The following is a 17,901-nucleotide window of genomic DNA, read 5'->3' on the forward strand; positions in this document are numbered from 1 at the left end:
CCCGACGAAGCGCGCACACGCTCGGATCACCTCCGAGAATCCCCCGGCTTTAGCCGTGGGGAGGATGTCAACCTCGTGCCTTGAGACTCAAAACGCGCCGTGCATCCAAGCTGCTTTGAGGGCCAGCATCGCCCAAGCGATGACGAAGCCGAGCGCGGCGCGATATTCGCGGTAGCGCATGTAGAGCCGGGGGTCGAAGTTCGATGCGGCTCGGCCCACATAAACCGTCGGACGTGGAAAAAAGAGCGGCACAGCGCGCGCATAAGCATCGTATTCGGCGCCGAACAAACGGCGCATCGTCGCCTCTTCGACGCGCATGACGGGCAAATAGATGCCCACAAAGAAGGCGACGAAGAGCAGACCGAGAACGACTCTCCCGGCGGCGATGGTGAACCCAAGTCCTAGGAGGAAGCTGCCGAAATAGAGCGGGTTGCGCGTATAGCTGTAAGGTCCGGAGGTGGCGAGTTCGGCGTTTTTGCGGATGTGTCCCGCAGCCCAAGCTCTAACCAAAAGGCCAAGCGCAGCGACGATTCCGCCTGCCATCATGCTCCATGGATGTGGTTGCGCCAGTGCGATGAAGACCGCACCGCAGGCAAAGCCGAGCGGCACGCGCCACCGTTGAAGCCGCGCTTTGAGACCATCGCGTGGCCTCTCGGTCAGCGTCGAGTCTTCGCCGTCGTTTGCCTCTTTTGCCGCATGCCGAAATGGGGGCGACGTTTGCATTGAAGCTTCGTCGTTTTTCATCGCATGTAAATCAGTCGCGTTTGGTCAATGGTTTGGCCAGTTCACATTGAGGCTCATATCGAGTTCGAAGCTCGGTCCAAGGTGCGAGCGAAAGAAGTTCGCACTGAAACTACGTCGTTGCTCGTCGCGAGCGCGTGACATGCCTTCTCTCATTGGGTGCGCGCGGAATTCGCACTGAAGTCGCTCCTCACCGTTCAAGCGAATGGTAGTTCATTCGGTCGCAAAATGGAAAGCGTAGCCCGATGTTCAACCTCGGTTGACTCAAGGTGCTTGCGGTTGAGATGCAAACGCCTCTGCTTTCGCTGCGCGTCGCAATCTTTCTGCAACTGCGTTGAACACGCGCTCCGTTTCGATCTCCATGCAAACCCAGCGACTGCACGAGCGACGGTGGCAGTTTTCGCGGCAGCCGATATCGGTTCTTTCGACGCAGATGTCTGCCGCGCGCGGCGAGCCGTTGCGCCACCATTCGGTTGGCCCGAAGATTCCGACGATCGGGGCACCGGCGGCCACCGCTAGATGAGTCGGGCCAGTATCGCCGCCGACGTAAACGCGCGCGCGGCGGGCCAAAGCGTAGAAGCCTTTGAGCGAGGGACTGGCGACATGGACCGCATTCGCGCGACATGCGCGCGCTGCTCGTTGAGCCAGTTCGATCTCGCCTGGACCATGCGTGATGATGGAGGGAAGACCAAATCGCCGCCACAAAGCATCGGCCAGCTCGCCGAAGCGCTCGGCGTCCCAGAGTTTGGTCGGCCAACCTCCGCCCGGATTGAGCAGGGCAAAGCTGCCGCCGACGGTGGCGATCAATCTTGCTGCCTCGCATTCATGCTCGGGCGCAACCGTGATCGGAAAGCGATACTCTTCCGGATCTTTCGGCACGTCGATGGCGAGCGCTTGCGCTGCCAAGGCGAGGTTGCGCGCGATGACGTGTGCGCGCAAAGGGACACGATAGGTTTCAGTCAAAAGAAAGCGACTCGCCGGTTCACGCAACGCATCGCGGGCAAAGCCGCAACGACGCTCGGCCCCTGCGAGTCGGGCCAAAAAAGCGGATTTGATCAATCCTTGTAGATCAAGGGCGACATCGAAGGGCTGGGCGCGCAAACGGCGCAACTGTTGGCGCACAACCAACAGCGTCTCCCCAAGCCTCGACGCGCGCCGCAGCGCCTTCGTGTCCACTTCGATGAGCCGATCGAGCGACGAGTTGTCCTGCAGTATTTCAGCCGCGCGCCGTTCGACGACCCATGAGATCTCGGCGTGCGGCAGCGCGCAACGAATGGCAGCCAACGTTGGCAACGCGTGAACGACATCGCCGATGCTGCTCAGTTTGACGATGAGAATTCGCATCGCATCACCGGGCCTGGCGGGGCGCATCTGCAACTGAGACCGCATTCATGAGGAGCGCGTTTCAGTTCTGATCCGTCCGACGCAACTTTTCGACCATCGCCGAAGAGGAATGGTCTTTGGGATCGCCGACGATCACGACGCGCCCACCGTAAGAACGCACGATCTCGCGTTCGGGCACGGTCTCTTCAGTGTAATCGGTCCCCTTGGCGTGGATCTCCGGGCGCAAAGCCAACAGCAACGCTTCCACGGTCGGTTCGTGGAAGATCGTCACTAGGTCGACAGCGCGCAAAGAGGCGACGACCTCGGCGCGTTCGCGTTCGGGCACAATGGGGCGTCCTGGTCCTTTGAGCGCGCGAACCTGCGCGTCGCTGTTGATTGCCACCACGAGTAGGTCGCCGAGGGCACGCGCCGCTTCAAGGTAGCGCACGTGGCCGACGTGTAGGATGTCAAAACATCCGTTCGCAAGGACGATGCGCGCGCCGTTTTTACGCGCGATGGCGACGCGCGCGATCAAACGGTTGCGCTCGAGAACGCGCCCTGCCGCTTCCGTCTGTTCGCTGTCGATTCGCATGTGAGCTCGTTCTTCAAGTCGAATGCGCCAGCGCCGCCAGCAGTTCTTCGATTGAAACGGTCGCCGTGCCGCGCTTCATCACGACGACGCTGCCAGCGTAATTGGCGACGTGCGCTGCTTCTTCGAAAGAAGCGCCGCAGGCGAGCGCCAAAGCGTAGGCGGCGATCACCGTATCGCCAGCGCCGGTGACGTCCACTGCATCGCGCGAGCCGACGGCTGGGATGTGCAACGGAGCGCGATCCGGTTCGACAAGCAGCATCCCGTTGGCGCCGCGCGTGATCAACAGCGCGCGGTAGTGCAAGCGGCGGCACAACTGTTGACCGATCTCTTCGAGATGCTGCGCGTCGCGGATGCGCTCGCCGCACAGGTCCTCCACTTCCGCTTCGTTGGGCGTCGCCGAAGTGAGCCCGAAAAAGCGGTCTAAGCTGTGACGCGAATCGACGACCACCGCGATACGCCGCTCGTGCGCCAACCGGCGAGCCTGCTCCGCAATCCGTTCGGAGGCGACGCCGTAGCCGTAATCCGAGATGATCGCGGCGTCGCATTCTGCAAACGCCTTGTGGGCTTCGGCGTCAAGCGTCGGACGCAGCCGGTCCGCTTCATCCATGTTGTCTTCGTAATCGAGGCGGATCACCTGCTGCCGCGGCGCGTGGGCGCGTCCGGCCAAGATACGGACTTTGGTCGTCGTTTGCGCCCCCGAGACGGTCTGAACCGCGCGGCAGATGACGCCGGCTGCTTCCAGCTTCTTCCGCAACGCATGCCCTGCTGCATCATCTCCGATTACACCGACGAGCTGCGCCGTCGCTCCGAGCGCCGCGACGTTCATCGCGCAATTGGCCGCCCCTCCCGGAACGGTCTCGGTGTGTTCGTGGCGCAGAATCAACACCGGCGCTTCGCGTGAAACGCGGCTGATCTCACCGTGGACGAACTGATCAGCGATGATGTCGCCGACGATGGCGATGCGCCGACCGGAGAAGAGAGGCGCGAGCGAATGCAAACGGGAACGCAAAGCGGTTTCGTTTGCGGACGCGCGAGGCGGATTGGCGTCACGGTTTCGCATGATACTCTATTTACCTTCAGTTCTCGTCGGCGCGCAACAAAGCACATGTCTTGAGCCGACAATGAGCCGTTTTTTGCTCATCTGGCGTGCGTGCCTTTTGCGCCTTTTGTTCATCGGCTTTCCAAGCGCTTTTGTTCATCGAAAAGGATGATGCGTTCAACCGCTTCGCCGAGATCGGCGGCGACTAGATCGGGCATCTGCTTCCACTGATCGCGCTGATATTCCCATTCGCCAAGTCCGTAACCGGTCAGCACAAAAGCGGCGCGTACGCCGGCGTTGCGCGCTAATTCCACGTCGCTGTAACGGTCGCCGATCATCCAACTCCGTTGAAGATCTATCTCGAGCTCTCGCGCCGCGCGATGGATCAGGCCGGGCTTCGGTTTGCGGCAATCGCAGTCGAGCTTGTAAGGCGGTTTGCCCGCTGCCGGATGGTGTGGGCAGTAGTAGATCGCATCGAGATGTGCGCCCTGTTTTTCAAGCGCGTCTTGAAGCATGCGATGCACTTCGAGCAAAAGATCTTCGGTGAAGTAGCCGCGTGCCACACCCGCTTGATTCGTCACGAGAACGGCCAACCATCCGGCTTCATTCAACCTGCGGATGGCCTTTGCCGCGAAAGGGAAAAGACGAAAGCGCGAAGGGTGGTTGATGTAGCCGACCTCTTCGGAGAGCGTTCCGTCGCGGTCTATGAAGACGGCGCAGCGCAAATGAGTGTTTCGTCGGTCCATGGGTGATGGCAGCCCTTTCGGTCAAGTTTTCCGGGCGGAAAGATGCGATTCGATCTGTTGGACCGCTCGGTGAAAGACCGTTTCCACCGTGATGCGCCTCATGCACCGATGATCAATAGGGCAGCGGCGCAAGTGGCACGGGGCGCATGCAGGTGGGTTGGCGATGATCTGCGCCGTCGGCGAAAAGGGGCGCGTCAATTTCGGATCGGTCGGGCCGAAGATCACCAGCGTCGGCGTGCGCAGTGCGCCGCCGATGTGAGCCGGACCCGTATCGTTGCTGATGAGCAATGCGGCAACGCTGAGCAGCGCTACCGTCTGCTCAATGGCGAGCGCGCCGACGAGCGATTTCGGTTCGCGTCGCATGCGACGTGCGATCTCGCGAGCGACCTCGACTTCGCTTGCAGCGCCGATGAGTACCACTTCGACGTCCAACTCGTCGATCAAACGATCGGCCAAAGCGGCGAAGCATTCGGCAGGCCAACGCTTCGCCTGGCTGTTGGTCGAACCTGGGCAGAGCGCGACGATGGGGCGTTCGATGGCAACGCCACGTGCGCGCAAAAGGTCGCGGGCAAATGCGCGGCGCTCCGGCGAGACGCGCAGCTGCGGCAACTTTTGGTCGCTCGGATCGCCTTCTCGCGGCGTCTCCAGCGTCGCTGGCTCGACAGCGCGACCAACTGCACAGGCTCGTTCCACTTCCGAGGCGAGATGAAGGTAGTAGAAGACCTCGTGGCGTTCGCGCCGCCAAGCCGGGACGGGCACCGCATGGGTGAGAAGAAACGCGCGTCCATCCGTCGCATAGCCGATGCGCCGTGCGATGCGAGCGAGCGCAGTGGTCGCCGCTGCCCCGAAGGCGTTTGGCAAAAGCACGGCGAGATCGAAGCGGCGAGCACGCAACTGTTGGGCGTAGCGCAACGTGTCAAGAAGAGAGCCCCGCTGGTGGACCAGAAGCTCATCGATTAAATCCGTTTCGGCGAACAATCCGGCCGTCCACGGGCGCGCCACATATGCGATGTGCGCTGCGGGAAAGACGCGCCGCAGACGCTCGATTGCCGGAAGGGACATGACCGTATCGCCGACCCAACTGGTGCCGTAAACGAGTATACGCTCGGCCTGTTCGATTTTCTCGCTCACCGTTTCGCCTTCGGCGCGAGGTTTGATTGTTGGATTGAGCGGGCCGTTCCTCACATTGGTGCCCGCCGTTTCGCCATCAAGAGACCAGCTCTCTGATGCCTTGTTCAAGCGTGAACGTCGGCGCCCAACCGAGTTCAGCGCGCGCGCGTGAGATGTCGGCGACGTAGTGGCGAGGAACGGGCTCCGCTTCGCTCCGTTCGATGAACGGTTCGCGCCCAACGACGCGACCGATCGTCTCAACGATCTCGCGCAACGTGGCGGCATGTTCCGGCCCAGCGCCGAGATTGTACACCCCATAGCGCACGTTCGAATCGATGAAAGCGCGACAAGCGCGGGCGAAATCTTCCACGTAAAGCGGATCGCGTCGTGGCGTGCCGTCGAGCGGCAGACGAATCGGCAACCCGCGCTGTATTCGCTCGACGTAATCGCCGACGAAACTCGGTTGATTGCCGTCAGATGGCGGCGCGTAGACAGGCGACAGGCGAAAGATGCATGCGCGTAGGGCGCGCGCGTGCGCGTAGAATTCGACGTACCGCTCGCCGACGAGTTTCGCCCACTCGAAGGCCGTTTGCCCGCAGTAATCGGTCGAACACGTTTCGGGAACGAACTCGTAAGCGTCCGCATGAGCGCCGTACACATCTTTGGTCGAGGCGTAAATGAAAACAGCTCCCGGGCGCACATGCTGCAAGACGTTGGCCGTGCCCTCGGCGTTGACGCGAAAGCAAGTTTCGGCGGCAACGAGCCTTTTGTCGGCGTGGGCGGCCAAGTGTATGACCACATCGTAGTCGCCGACGAGCGCAACGTCGTGTGGATTCAAAACGTCGTAGAACGAACGGCGCGAAAAATCGTCAGCCTTGAAGAATCGGCGTAGATGCGTGCCGAGATAACCGCTGCCACCTGTGACGAGAACTTTCAACAGCTTCTTTGCCTGCGATCCAAGTGGGTTTCACTCTCACAACGGCGCACGCGCGCTGTCGCGTCGGTTTTGCTCCGCCTCGAAGCGGTTCGCGTGCCGAAGCGCTTCCTCTATCTTCCATCGGTTGGCTCGCGTCTCATACGTCGCCAGCCGGGACGAACGATGATGTGCTGTTCCTCGCGCCGAACGCAATCCCAGCAAACATAGTGGATGTCGTTGTCCGGGCCGACGTACTGAATGAAATGGTCCGTTTCCGCATCGCACCGTTCGCAACGGACGATGGGTCGCCCTTCAGTGCGTGTATCGGAAGAGACGAACGGCAAAGGATTGGTTGCAGGTCGCTCCAAAGCTTGCATCGTCTCCATGTTTGACCTCCTCAAGCGAGCCATGCATCCGGCAAGGAATGAAAATACATCAAAGTCGCGGTGCGCGGCAAAGCGTCTCAAGGCCGGTCGGCGCACTGAGAAAGAGGGTGGACAGCCGACGGGCAAAAAGTTTAGAGTGAAATCGCGGCGGAAAGTTTGGTCGCTGCGCCGTTGGCGAGAAGATGGCTGCCAGTCACTCACCAAAAAAGAGTCCGCGTCGAGCGCGCGTCATCCGTTACGATGATGACTGGCCCGACGAGCCGCGGCGGCGCTGGTGGCGCGCGCTATTAAGCGCACCGGTGATCGCCGTGCTCGCTATTTTAACTACGGCCTGCGTGGGGGTTTTGGTCTATTACTACATCGTGTTCTCGGCACGGATTGATCGCTTGCTGCGCGGAGAGATCTTCACTCGTTCGGCGGGCATCTACGCTGCGCCGAAGCAGGTGCGCACTGGCGAGCCGCTGTCGGTCGAGGAGTTGGTCGCGAGTTTGAAGCGCGCCGGTTACGTCGAACGCGCGCAGCGGGCCGACAGTTCGCGCGGACGTTACGCGATCAACGGCGGTGCAGTCGAGATCGAACCGAGCGAAAACAGCGTCGTTGATGGCAAGCGCGTGTTCGCTCGTCTGCGCGTTCAGTTCACGCGCAACGGCAAGGGGATCGCCGCGATCACCGACCTCGACAACAATCAGCGGGTCAACCGCGCGTGGCTCGAACCGGAGCAGATCAGTTCCGTCACGGGGCGTGAGCGTGAGAAGCGGCGCATCATCGGTTTCAAAGACTTGCCGCCACACCTCGTCAAAGCCATCCTCGTCACCGAGGACCGCAGCTTCTTCGAGCATCCGGGCATCAACTTCCGCGGCATCTTGCGCGCGCTTTTGCGCCGCTACGAGGCGGATCCGAATTCGCCCGTTGCGCGACAGGGCGGATCGAGCATTACGCAACAGTTGGTCAAAAACCTCTTGCTGTCGCCCGAAAGGACATTGCGCCGCAAGTTGGCTGAAGCCTATATGTCGGTCATCCTCGAGACGCGCTTGTCGAAAGAGGAGATCTTCGCGCTCTATTGCAACGAAGTCTATTTGGGCCAGCAAGCGGGCTTTTCGATCAACGGTTTCGGCGAAGCCGCACAAGCCTACTTCAACAAGGACGTGACGGAATTGACGCTGCCGGAAGCGGCCTTTCTCGCCGGATTGATCCGCAGTCCGAACCGCTACAACCCCTACCGCGATCTCGAACGGGCGACGGCGCGCCGCAATCAGGTCCTGCAATCGATGGCCGAAGCTGGCGCGATCACGCCGCAAGAAGCTGCTCAGGCGCAAGCCACGCCGCTTAAAGTCGCTCCGGCCAAAGGGCGCGTCGATATGTCGGATGCGCCTTATTTCGTCGATTACGTTCAAAACTTGCTCGGCGATATCTTGGCCGACGTCAGCGTCGCGCAGCACTTGCGCATCTACACTTCGATCGACATGGACCTGCAGCGGGCCGCCTACGCCGCTGTGACGAAGAATCTGACGGCGCTCGATCGCGTGCTCGCGCGCAGAAAGATCGCGCCCGGCACGGTGCAAGCGGCGCTAGTGGCGATCAACGCGCAGACGGGCGAAATCGTGGCGATGGTCGGCGGACGCGACTACGAGCGAAGCCAACTCAACCGCGCCGAGGCGATGCGGCAACCGGGATCGGTCTTCAAACCGTTTGTTTATGCGACGGCGCTCAACACGGCTTATGACCCGGTGCCGCGCGTCATCACCGCCGCCACTACCTTCATCGACGAACCGAAGACCTTCACCTTCGACAACCAAGAGTATTCGCCAGGCAACTTCGGCGATAGCTACACATACGGTCCTGTGACCCTGCGCGATGCGCTGGTGCGCAGTTTGAACGTCGTCACGGTCGAAGTGGCCAACGAAGTCACCATCGGGCGCGTGATGAATCTTGCGGCCAAAGCAGGTTTGCCGAAGCCGCCGCGACCCTATCTGGCCATGGCGCTCGGCACAAACGAAGCCACCCCATTGCAAATCGCCTCGGCTTACACGGCGTTTGCGCAAAACGGCAGACGCACGACGCCAGTACCACCGGACGCGGCGAGACGGTGGTGGCGCCCACCGCGCAACGTAATGAGGTCATGACGCCTGAGGTCTCCTTCATCATGACTTCGATGATGAAAGACGTGGTCAATCGCGGCACGGCGGCGCGCTTGCGCGCGCGCGGATTTCGCGCCAACGTGGCGGGCAAAACGGGCACGTCGCGCGACGGATGGTTTGCTGGTTACACGCCTTCGCTCGTCTGCGTCGTATGGGTCGGTTTCGACGACGGTTCGCAGCTTGGGTTGACCGGCGCCGATTCGGCCTTGCCGATCTGGGCTGATTTCATGACGGCTGCGCTCGCCGAACATCCAGAGTGGGCCGGGGATTGGCCGGTGCCGCCGGGCATCGAAACGGCGGAGATAGATCCGAGCACCGGCCAACTCGCCGCGCCCGATAGTCCGAACAAGCGTGTCGAATACTTCATTCGCGGCACGGCTCCCACAGCTCAGAGCCAAACGCCGCCCGATGCCTTGCCGACGCCCGAAATAGAGATGCCCGAAGCGCCGCCGCCCGATTACGTGCCCATGCCTGAAGCTTCACCGGAAGAGCCGGGCACGCTCTCTGAGCCGACTTCGACACCGCGACGCCTTAATGCGCCGCGGCTCGAAGGGCGCGGCGTAACACAACCCGACGGGACGACGCGTTTGGTCGGCACGATCACGCTTGACATAGACCCGACCACCGGCTTGATCGCCGCACCGACGTGTCCGGTAATTCGGACCAAAACTTTCCTCATCGGTCAAGAGCCGCGCCAGTATTGTGGACCGGAATACCACAGCGGAAAGACGCCTGCCCAGCCGAGCGGTGCAACCCGCCCACGACTGACGACGCCGCGCGCGCCTTGACGAAGGACGCCTCTTCTTCGTTGAGAAAGCTTCAACGCGCAGAGCAAATCGCTTGCCGTCTGAACCGACCTCGAATTCAGCGAGCGCAGAACCCCATAACCTTTGATTTCGGGATACGCTCCCCTCGAAGAACACTCTTTCGAGATGGGGCCTGAAGGTTCTCGTGCGGCTTATTCGGATGCAGCTCGTTGCGCGCGAGTCCGTCGCAGCTAGTGCGCGGGCCTGAAAATTCTCGCGTGGCTTATCCGGATGCAGACCGCGCTCGTCAGCGAAGGTCTTCGCGCTTACGGCAAGAGGAATCAGCAATGCGTAGATCCGCCTGCGGATCAGGCCCGTCGCTTCGGCGAAGCTTTTCCATCGAGCGCCCGGTCTTGCCACTCTTTCAATCGGTCGCTCAGCGCACGCAGCCAGTAGGTGTAGCGCTCCGGATGACGACTGATCTCGCGGACCAGTTGTTGAGCATTCACCCAGCGCCATTCGCTCACTTCACCATTGTCGGGCGCTGGCGTGCCATCGAAGCTGCCGACGAGCACGTGATCGTATTCATGCTCGATCATCTGGTTGTCTAACTCAGTGCGGTAAACGAAAGCGAAAACGGGATGCAGTTCGCAATCGAAGCCCATCTCTTCCCGCAACCTTCGGTGAGCAGCTTGCTCCACCGTCTCGTGCGGGCGCGGGTGGCCGCAACAAGTGTTGGACCATAGGCCGGCGGAATGGTATTTGTTCGGCGCGCGACGTTGGAGCAACAGATCGCCGCGCGAATTGAAGACGAAGATCGAGAAGGCGCGGTGCATCCGCCCGTGAAGGTGGGTCTCATGCTTTTCGCCCGTGCCGATAGCTTCATCCATTTCGTTGACCAAGATCACTTCTTCTCGCATTGAGTTTCATCCGTGGCGCCGAAGCGATGGTTTGTGATAACAATAATGCATGTTGATTGTCAAAGTTTTGTTACACACGTCTGGTTAAAGGTTGGCGACGCAGCATGATGATTCGTTGGCGAAGCGGCAACAACGTCTGGAACGAACGAGAATGGGCCAGAAGCGAAGAAGCATTGCGCCGGCGCGCGCTCGGTTCGCCGCAAAGCGCATGGCACGAGATCGTCCGTGGAGCGCGCGCCGTACTGCGTCGTTACAGCACGAGCTTCTTCATCGTGACGCGCTTTCTGCCGCCGGAAAAACGGGCCAGAGTCGAGGTCATCTACGCGACGGTGCGCTTTCCGGACGAAATCGTTGACACTTTCCCGCTCACTGCTGAAGAGAAATTAGCGCGGCTCGATGCGTGGGGCGAAGGGTACGAGCGCGGGCTGCGCGCCGATTCATGCTATTCGGCGCTGCTCGCAGGCGTGCCCTCTTTTCTCGCTGGGTTCACCGCTGTGGTGCGCGATCATCGCATCCCGCACGAACACTATCGCGCCTTTCTCGCAGCGATGAAGCGCGATGCGCAACCGCGCCCATTCGCTTCGTTCGATGATCTGATCGAAAACTACATCTACGGTAGCGCCATCGTCGTCGGATATTTCCTGACCCACGTCTACGGCACTGAACGCGGGCAACCGCTTGAACGCGCGCTTCGCTCAGCGCGCGCCTTGGGCATCGCGCTGCAATTGACGAACTTCGCGCGCGATGTCGCTGAAGATGCCAAGAGAGGACGGCTCTATGTCCCGCTCGACCTCCTGTGCGAACACGGCATCGATCCACATGAGATCGGTAGCGCGCACAGGAACGGAAAATTAGCCGCAGCGGTTCGCCACATGACCCAAGTGGCCGAAGACCACTATCGGCAAGCGGAAGCGGATCTCGACTCCTTCGCCGCTGATTGTCGGCCTGCGATCCGTGCGTGCATAGATGTCTATCGTCAGTTGAACGACCGCGTGGCGGCTCATGCGAGCGACGGTCGACAGAGCGTGCCGATGCGCGAGAAGTTTCGCGTCTTGCCCGTCAGCAAGTACTGGAAGTTGCCGCTCGCATATCTTGTGCGATGAAACGAGCGAAAACACGCCCGCCGGTCGCCATCGTCGGCGGCGGCATGGGCGGACTGAGCGCTGCGATCCACCTGCGCTTGCGCGGGCATGAGGTCGTGCTCTACGAAGCGAACCCTAGGGTTGGCGGACGGGCCAACCTGCTCGAGCGAAACGGCTTTCGCTTCGACACGGGACCTTCGTTGCTCAACTATCCGTGGGTCTTTCGCGATCTGTTCGCTGCTGCTGGACGGAGCATGGAGGATGAGGTCGAACTGTTGCCAGTCGATCCATCGCTCGTCTTCGTCTGGCCCGATGGAGTGCGCTTTGCGCTGTCGAATCGGCTCGATCGCCTTCTCGCCGAATGCGCGCGGCTCGACGGCGACGTAGAGCCGCGCCTCTTCGCGTTTCTGCAAGATGCGGAGGCGAAGTATCGCATCGCTTTCGACAAACTCGTCGTGCGCAACGAGGATCATCCGCTGCGGTGGTTTGGCGCGCTTTCGTGGCGCGAGATGAGTCGTTTGAGCATCTGGCATTCGCTCGACCGCGAACTCGAACGCTTCTTTCGTTCCGCGCGCATTCGTCAAGCGCTGGGCGCTTACGCCATGTACCTTGGCGGTTCGCCTTATGCGCTGCCCGGCTTTTACTCGATCCTTGCTTACGGCGAACTAGCTTACGGTCTATGGCTGCCGCGCGGCGGAATCTACGCGCTCGTCGTCGCGCTCGCGCGATTAGCGGAAGACTTGGGGGTCGAACTGCGTCTCGGACGTCCCGTGCGGCGCATCCGGACCGACGGGCGGCGCGTGCTTGGGGTGGAGACCTCTTCGGGCGAACGCGATGATTTCCCCATCGTCGTCTCCAACGTCGATGTCCCGACCACCGATGAACAGTTGCTCGAACGCAAGGCTCGGCGCATGCAGATGACTCCCGCTGTGGTCACTTTCTACTGGGGCGTGCGCAACGCGGTCGGCGGGCTGGGCCACCACACGATCTTCTTCCCCGAAGACATACGCGCCGCTTACGATGATCTGTTCGTTCGACACAGAATCCCCACGGAGCTGCCGTTCTACGTGAGCGTCCCATCGGGGACGGATGAGAGTTTAGCGCCGCGCGGCGCGACGACCATCTTCGTCCTCGTGCCGGTCCCGCTGCTCAGCGAGATGCGCGGCGCAAATTGGGCGAGCGTCGCCGATCACCTCCGCGCGCGCGTGCTCGCTCGTCTCCGCCATGAGGGCGTCGAACTCGACGAGACTCAAATAGATGTCGAAGAAACGTGGACGCCCGTCGAATGGCAAAGAAGGTTCGGACTCTACGACGGCTCAGCATTTGGGGCGGCGCACACGCTGCGTCAAATCGGCCCTTTTCGCGCGCCGAACTACTCACGGCGGATCAAAGGGCTTTATTATGTCGGTGCGAGCACGACGCCCGGAACCGGTCTCCCCATGGTCGCGCTCGGCGGACGTTTAGTCGCCGACAGGATCGAGGAGCAACTCTAGAAAGCGATGTTCGTCAAACGTTACGGCGCGGGAAGCAGAGTGATCTTCGGGTTGCACGGCTGGGGCAGCGATCATCGCGTCTTTCTGCCCCTTGCCAGAAGGGTTCCAAGAGGCTTTGCGCTCCATGGCGCGGATCTGCCCGGTTACGGACAAAGCCCAGCGCCCGCAAGCTGGAGCGTCGAAACCGTGGTCGAGGAGATCGTCGAAAACATCCGGCGCACCGAAGCTGAGGAGTTGACTTTGGTCGGGCATTGCAGTGGAGCGATCTTCGCCTATCTCGCCACAGAGAGACTAGGCGCGCACGTTGATCGGCTCGTGCTGCTCGATCCGTACGCTTACGTGCCATGGTATTTCAAAATCTTCCTCTTCGGCGAGATCGGGAAGCGGGCGTATTTTACCAGCTTCGCCAACCCCATCGGACGTCGCGTGACGAACGCGCTTCTGAATTTAGGCGTCAAGACCGAAAGCGACATGACGCGCTCGTTCGCCGAAGTCGATCACGAAGCGACTTACAGGTACTTGCAGATGCTCGGCGAGTTGGAACCGAAGATCGTCTTCAAACCTCTGCCGTCTAGAATTGCGCTGGTTTACGGCGAGCACACGTTCGCTGATGTCAAGCGTTCGATTGACTTCTTCGCGCGCGTTTGGCCCGAAGCAGAGCGCATCGAACTGAAGCGCGCAGCTCATCTTCCGCTCACGGAAGCGACCGAGCAACTGAAGGGCATCCTTTACGACGAAACGAAGCCCGCTTCAGTCTTGGCCGGAGAGCGGCGCTGAAGCTCAAAGCTCCATTTCAAAGCGAGCGGCGATCAGGGAGCGGGCGGGTCTCTTCACGGAGCTTGCAGGAAAGTTCGTCGCGCGCTGAAGATAGCACCCGAAGCGCGCGACGCAGGTGCGGACGCGAGTCAAGAACGGTGATGAAAGCAGCGTCATCCGGGCGCGGGGCAGAAGAGGCGAAGTCGCAAAGAACGCCGAAGGTTTGGAAAAAGATTTTATGGACCAGTTGCGGAAGTTCATCGAGTCACACAGAGAACGTTTAGAAGAAGCGCTGGCCCGATACTTGCCCGTCTCCGCCGAGCCGGGAACTGAGTGTTTGAATCGAGCGCTGCGCTACGCCATTTTTCCGGGCGGCAAGCGCCTGCGTCCGATGCTCACGTTGGTCGGCGCCGCTGCTCTGTGCGGATCAACCGAACGAGCTTTGCCGGTCGCTTGCGCCATCGAGTATCTGCACACGAGCTCGCTTATCCTCGATGATCTTCCGGCCATGGACGATGCCTGCGAAAGGCGTGGGCGGAAGGCGTTGCATCTGATCTTCGGCGAGGGGATCGCCATCCTCGCTGCGCTCGCTTTGCTCAATCGCGCTTATGGGTTGATGGCCCATGTGGATGCTAGCAAAGGCGCGCTGTTGGTTGCGGAGGCGGCGCGCTCCATTGGGGTCGAAGGCATGATCAGCGGGCAGGCGACCGACATCAGCGTGCAAGCGGAGACCGCTTCCGAAGCGACCCTTGCGAGCCGCAACCTGAAGACCACTTCGTTGATGCGTTTGAGTCTCGGCGCCAGCGCCATTCTGTGCGATGCGACAGAAGAAGTGTGCGCCGCTTTGAACCGCTTCGCCGAGTGTTTGGGCGCGGCTTACCAGATGGGCGATGACCTCGCCGACGGCATAGAGACGACGGGCAAAAGCGTCGGGCAGGATGCGCGCCTACGGCGTCCGAGCTTCGCGTTGAAGAGCGACCGTCGCGAAGTCACAGAACGAGCTTGCTCGTTGATCGAAGAGGCGAAATCCGTCGTGTGGGATGCGCTCGGCGAGCGCAGTTTACTGCTCGTCGATTTCGCCGAATACGTCAAAGGAAAGGTCCTGCGTTGAGTCTTCCCGAAACGGCGTTGGCAGCCGAGACGGTGCTATTTGTCGTGCGCCTGCTCGCTTTTGCCACGGGCGCGGTCGCGTGCGGCGCGCTCGCGCTTGTCGCTTGGAACGTTTTGGCGTGGCCGAAGGTCGTCCCGTGTCGGGAAGAGGATCGAAAGCGCTTCGAAACGGTCTCGGTTCTCGTTCCGGCACGCGACGAAGAGGAGAACATCGTCGCTTGTCTTCGAGGCGTCGCGCGTCAAGGCGCAACGGTGCGCGAGATCATCGTTTACGACGATCAATCGAAGGATCGAACCGCGCTCTTGGTGCGAGAATTCGCCAGCGCAGATGATCGCGTGCGTTTGATCGTGGGTGGTCCAGTGCCCGACGGATGGTGCGGAAAGACTTTCGCTTGCGCGCAACTAGCTTCGCACGCTCGCGGCGACTGGCTTCTTTTCCTCGACGCCGATGCGCGGCTCAACGACGGCGCCGTTTGCGCTATGTTGCATGCCGCCAAGCTTCATCGCGCGACTCTGCTTTCGTGCTGGCCCGGACTCGATATGCGCAGCTTCTGGGAACGAGCCTTGATGCCCATGCTCAACTTCGCCGTGCTGACGCTTTTCCCCGCGCCTTTGTCGCTGCGGCGCCGCGACGCTTCTCTGGGGCTAGCGCACGGAGCGTGCTTGTTGGTTGAGCGCAGGGCTTACGAGCGCATCGGCGGTCACGCCGCGGTGCGCGGCGAGCTGTTTGAGGATACGCGACTGGCCCGCGAGTGGCGGCGCGCTGGCGAACGCGGCATCTGTCTCGATGGGCAGGAGGTCGTTCGCGTGCGTATGTACCGTTCGCGACGCGAGATCTGGCACGGTTTCACGAAGAATTTTCGGCCCGCTTTCCAACGCGAAAGGAACTTTTGGCTCTTCTGGTGCTACCATGCTTTAATTTTCGGTCTGCCTTGGGCGCTCGCTCCCGCGTCAGCATGGTTCTGGTTACCGGTCACGAGCGTTTTTGCGATGCGTTTGCTGCTCGCGTTGAGGTTCAAACAGCCCCTCTGGTCCGCGTTTCTCCATCCGCTCGGGCAAGCGGCGCTGCTCGCTGTGGGGCTGGCCTCGTGGCGCGCTTGGCTGCGCGGCGTCGGTGTGGAATGGAAGGGGCGCATTTACCGCCGTACTTCGCTGCGCGTTCCGGGGATGGCGTCGGCGGAAGATGAAGCTCTTTCGTCGGGCACAGCGACGCGGACGAGCGATGGGGAACTTTCAAGTCAGTAGCGGAAGAGGCTTGACGAGCGGCGAGACTCATGTGTCAACAGCGAAAAGGGCTTTTCGTCAAGCGCTCCGGCGCGCACGAGCGATGAAGCGAATGAAGCGCGTCGTCGTCATCGGTGGTGGTCTCGGTGGATTGGCCGTTGCGCTCAGACTTGCGGCGCGCGGTCATCAGGTCACGGTGTGCGAACAACACGAAACCTTCGGCGGCAAGATGAACGTTTGGCGAGCCGAAGGTTTCAGTTTCGATACCGGTCCATCGCTCATCACCATGCCGCACGTCTTCGCCGAACTCTTCTCTGCAGTCGGCGAACGCATGGAAGACCATCTCACTTTGATGGCCGTTCATCCGCTCGCCGAGTACGTTTATGCTGATGGAACGCGTTTCGCTTACAGCGTCTCTTTGCCTGAATGGCTCGATGTCGTTCGGCGTTTGGACGCGCGCGACGTCGATGGTTTCTTTCGTTTCATGAAGCTCGGCGCGAGGCTCTTCGCGCTTTCGCGTGAGACTTTTCTGCGCCGTTCGTCGCTGGAGCCGCCGGACGCGAGAACGCTCGCCGCCCTGCGCCATCTACCGCTTCGGCGCGGTTGGGGCAACTATCACCGCACGGTAGCGGACCACTTCCACAGCCCTTATCTGCAACAGCTCTACGACCGCTATCCGACTTACGTCGGGTCTTCGCCGTACGAATCGCCCGCGACGTTGATCGTCATCCCGTATCTCGAATGCGCTTTCGGCGGCTGGCATGTGCGCGGCGGACTCTATCGCATCGTCGAGAGTTTGATCGAGATAGCGCGCCAATGGGGCATTGAACTACGAACGCGCAGCCGCGTCCGACGGATTTTGGTCGAAGGCGGACGCGCACGCGGCGTCCAGCTCGAAGAGGGCGAGACGTTGCAGGCTGAAACGGTTGTTTTCAACGGCGATGTGGCGTGCCTGCCGCAACTTCTCGGCGCGTCGAGCGTGTCCGCTGCCCCGGCGGAACGCTCGCTCTCAGGCTTCGTGCTGATGCTCGGCATCAGACGAACGCTGCCGGAATTGTCTCACCACACGATCTACTTCTCGGCTGATTACCGGCGCGAATTTCACCAGCTTTTCGCCGAGCAGATTCTGCCCGATGACCCGACCGTGTATGTCTGCGCGCCGAGTCGCACGGATCGGTCGCTCGTTCCCGGCGAGGGCGAAACGCTCTTCATCATGATCAACGCTCCGGCCTGCGGCGCGCGTTTCACCGCGGATTGGATCAGCACTGCGCGCGCGCGCATCATGCACAAACTCAAGGGCGCTGGTTTCCCAGACATCGAAGATGACATCGTGGTGGAAGACGTTTGGACGCCGCACCGCATCGAAGCGACCTATTCGATGCCCGGCGGCGCGATCTACGGTCCGAACTCGCACGGTTGGCGACGCGCGTTCTTGCGCCCGCCGAACAAGGATCGGCGCATCGCCGGACTTTACTGCGTCGGCGGCAGCTCGCATCCAGGCGGCGGCACGCCCACCGTCTTGCTGTCGGCTGAGATCACGAGCCGATTGATTGAAAAGTATGAATCGTGATCTCACTGG

17 protein-coding genes are annotated in these 17,901 nt (G+C 61.2%); 8 read left to right on the forward strand and 9 right to left on the reverse strand.

Translation table 11 applies throughout. The features are described 5' to 3' along the window. Positions 1–87: 87 nt before the first annotated feature. The 8 genes from C4334_RS05280 to C4334_RS05315 all read right to left on the reverse strand — a co-directional run bounded on the left by C4334_RS05280 (position 88) and on the right by C4334_RS05315 (position 6,853). Positions 88–744 (reverse strand): methyltransferase family protein, encoded by a 657-nt coding sequence (locus C4334_RS05280; protein WP_352431039.1) that lies wholly within the window; start codon positions 742–744, stop codon positions 88–90. Between the two features lie 261 nt (positions 745–1,005). Beyond that, positions 1,006–2,085 (reverse strand): lipopolysaccharide heptosyltransferase I, encoded by a 1,080-nt coding sequence (gene waaC / locus C4334_RS05285; protein WP_352431040.1) that lies wholly within the window; start codon positions 2,083–2,085, stop codon positions 1,006–1,008. Between the two features lie 61 nt (positions 2,086–2,146). Continuing rightward, positions 2,147–2,656 (reverse strand): D-glycero-beta-D-manno-heptose 1-phosphate adenylyltransferase, encoded by a 510-nt coding sequence (gene rfaE2, locus C4334_RS05290; protein ID WP_352431041.1) that lies wholly within the window; start codon positions 2,654–2,656, stop codon positions 2,147–2,149. A gap of 13 nt (positions 2,657–2,669) precedes the next feature. After that, positions 2,670–3,716, reverse strand: coding sequence for a bifunctional heptose 7-phosphate kinase/heptose 1-phosphate adenyltransferase (locus C4334_RS05295; protein WP_352431042.1), 1,047 nt, complete (start codon positions 3,714–3,716; stop codon positions 2,670–2,672). A gap of 110 nt (positions 3,717–3,826) precedes the next feature. Further along, positions 3,827–4,441, reverse strand: coding sequence for a D-glycero-alpha-D-manno-heptose-1,7-bisphosphate 7-phosphatase (locus tag C4334_RS05300; RefSeq protein ID WP_352431043.1), 615 nt, complete (start codon positions 4,439–4,441; stop codon positions 3,827–3,829). 21 nt (positions 4,442–4,462) lie between these two features. Beyond that, positions 4,463–5,572 (reverse strand): lipopolysaccharide heptosyltransferase II, encoded by a 1,110-nt coding sequence (gene waaF, locus C4334_RS05305; RefSeq protein WP_352431044.1) that lies wholly within the window; start codon positions 5,570–5,572, stop codon positions 4,463–4,465. A gap of 76 nt (positions 5,573–5,648) precedes the next feature. Beyond that, positions 5,649–6,488: an NAD-dependent epimerase/dehydratase family protein gene (locus tag C4334_RS05310; protein WP_352431045.1), complete on the reverse strand. Its 840-nt coding sequence runs from the start codon at positions 6,486–6,488 to the stop codon at positions 5,649–5,651. 110 nt (positions 6,489–6,598) lie between these two features. Next, positions 6,599–6,853, reverse strand: coding sequence for a hypothetical protein (locus tag C4334_RS05315; RefSeq protein WP_352431046.1), 255 nt, complete (start codon positions 6,851–6,853; stop codon positions 6,599–6,601). A gap of 182 nt (positions 6,854–7,035) precedes the next feature. On the opposite strand from C4334_RS05315, the gene C4334_RS05320 reads away from it, so the two are divergent. Together C4334_RS05320 and C4334_RS05325 are read left to right on the forward strand one after the other, a co-directional pair. After that, entirely contained in the window at positions 7,036–8,976 is a 1,941-nt protein-coding gene (locus C4334_RS05320; protein ID WP_352431047.1) for a transglycosylase domain-containing protein, read from the forward strand. Next, complete coding sequence (locus C4334_RS05325) at positions 8,973–9,779, forward strand: hypothetical protein (protein ID WP_352431048.1); 807 nt, start codon at positions 8,973–8,975, stop codon at positions 9,777–9,779. Before C4334_RS05320 ends, C4334_RS05325 begins: the two co-directional genes overlap by 4 nt. Before the next feature lie 326 nt (positions 9,780–10,105). On the opposite strand, the gene idi is transcribed toward C4334_RS05325, so the two are convergent. Further along, the gene (gene idi / locus C4334_RS05330) at positions 10,106–10,657 is read right to left on the reverse strand and encodes an isopentenyl-diphosphate Delta-isomerase (RefSeq protein WP_352431049.1); all 552 of its coding nucleotides are present in this window, start codon (positions 10,655–10,657) and stop codon (positions 10,106–10,108) included. 104 nt (positions 10,658–10,761) lie between these two features. Here idi and C4334_RS05335 point away from each other — a divergent pair, with 104 nt between their 5' ends. The 6 genes from C4334_RS05335 (at position 10,762) to C4334_RS05360 (ending at position 17,892) form a co-directional block, all read left to right on the forward strand. Next, positions 10,762–11,760 carry a phytoene/squalene synthase family protein gene (locus C4334_RS05335; protein ID WP_352431050.1) on the forward strand — a complete coding sequence of 333 codons (999 nt, stop codon included), beginning with the start codon at positions 10,762–10,764 and terminating at the stop codon, positions 11,758–11,760. After that, positions 11,757–13,232: a phytoene desaturase family protein gene (locus tag C4334_RS05340; protein ID WP_352431051.1), complete on the forward strand. Its 1,476-nt coding sequence runs from the start codon at positions 11,757–11,759 to the stop codon at positions 13,230–13,232. Before C4334_RS05335 ends, C4334_RS05340 begins: the two co-directional genes overlap by 4 nt. 6 nt (positions 13,233–13,238) lie before the next feature. Further along, on the forward strand, positions 13,239–14,009 hold the full coding sequence (locus C4334_RS05345; protein WP_352431052.1) for an alpha/beta fold hydrolase: 771 nt from the start codon (positions 13,239–13,241) through the stop codon (positions 14,007–14,009). Positions 14,010–14,226: 217 nt separating this feature from the next. After that, on the forward strand, positions 14,227–15,099 hold the full coding sequence (locus C4334_RS05350; RefSeq protein ID WP_352431053.1) for a polyprenyl synthetase family protein: 873 nt from the start codon (positions 14,227–14,229) through the stop codon (positions 15,097–15,099). Continuing rightward, positions 15,096–16,343 (forward strand): glycosyltransferase family 2 protein, encoded by a 1,248-nt coding sequence (locus tag C4334_RS05355; RefSeq protein ID WP_352431054.1) that lies wholly within the window; start codon positions 15,096–15,098, stop codon positions 16,341–16,343. The genes C4334_RS05350 and C4334_RS05355 overlap by 4 nt, the downstream gene beginning before the upstream one ends. 82 nt (positions 16,344–16,425) lie before the next feature. After that, complete coding sequence (locus C4334_RS05360; RefSeq protein WP_352431055.1) at positions 16,426–17,892, forward strand: phytoene desaturase family protein; 1,467 nt, start codon at positions 16,426–16,428, stop codon at positions 17,890–17,892. Positions 17,893–17,901: the final 9 nt, after the last annotated feature.

The organism is Pyrinomonas sp. (assembly GCF_040289685.1).
In the GTDB taxonomy this organism is placed as follows: domain Bacteria; phylum Acidobacteriota; class Blastocatellia; order Pyrinomonadales; family Pyrinomonadaceae; genus Pyrinomonas.